The sequence below is a fragment of the Gammaproteobacteria bacterium genome (assembly GCA_003696665.1).
Classification (GTDB): Bacteria; Pseudomonadota; Gammaproteobacteria; order Enterobacterales.
This window is the reverse complement of the sequence record RFGJ01000157.1, coordinates 1-1,022: the sequence shown is the minus strand read 5'-3', so window position 1 is coordinate 1,022 and position 1,022 is coordinate 1. Positions and strand designations below refer to the sequence as shown.

The 1,022-nt window shown below is 54.1% G+C and carries 1 protein-coding gene; it reads left to right on the top strand.

Going from position 1 to position 1,022, the window contains the following annotated elements; all coding sequences use genetic code 11:
* Window positions 1-6: 6 nt before the first annotated feature.
* Window positions 7-1,022 (top strand): tRNA guanosine(34) transglycosylase Tgt (locus D6694_04775; protein RMH45417.1); only part of this gene is annotated, 1,016 nt, incomplete at its 3' end.

Here is a 1,022-nt window from a genome sequence, read left to right as displayed (position 1 = left end):
GGACGTTTGCTGTTGCCGCGGGGTGTGGTGGATACCCCGGCCTTTATGCCGGTCGGCACCTATGGCACGGTCAAGGCCATGCTGCCGGAAACCCTTAAGGACATTGGCGCCCAGATCATTTTGGGGAATACGTTCCATTTGATGATTCAGCCGGGGACCGAGATTGTTCGGTTACACGGTGACTTGCATGATTTTATGCATTGGGACGGGCCAATTCTGACGGACTCGGGCGGATTTCAGGTATTTTCGCTTGGCAAACTCCGGAAAATTACGGAAGACGGCGTGACGTTTCGTTCGCCCAAAGACGGCAGCAAGATATTTCTGGACCCCGAAACGTCCATGCGTGTGCAGCGTGAGCTTGGCTCGGACATCGTGATGATTTTTGACGAGTGCACGCCGTATCCAGCCACATATGCGCAGGCGGAAGCGTCTATGCAGCTTTCTTTGCGTTGGGCGCGTCGATCAAAGGAGGCGCACGGTGATAATCCTGCGGCGTTGTTTGGGATTGTGCAAGGTGGTATGTATCCGGCATTGCGCGAACAGTCGCTCGCCGGGCTGATGGACATCGGGTTTGATGGTTATGCCATTGGCGGCCTCTCGGTGGGAGAGCCCAAAGCCGAAATGCTCAACATTCTGGATGCGACCACGCCACTGATGCCGGTCGACCGGCCGCGCTATTTGATGGGGGTGGGCAAACCAGAAGATATTGTGCAGGCGGTGGTGCGGGGCATTGATATGTTTGATTGTGTGATGCCGACCCGAAATGCGCGCAATGGCCATTTGTTCACCGAAACGGGTGTAGTTCGCATTCGAAATGCCGTGCACAAGCAGTCCACATTGCCAGTGGACGAACACTGCCAATGCTACACATGCCAACACTATAGCCGCGCGTATCTGCACCATCTGTTTAAATGCAATGAAATTTTGGCGTCAATGCTGGCCACGGTTCATAACCTGTATCACTACCAAAGCCTAATGCAGCAATTGCGAGCGGCGATTGAAAAAGGTACATTGTCTGCCTT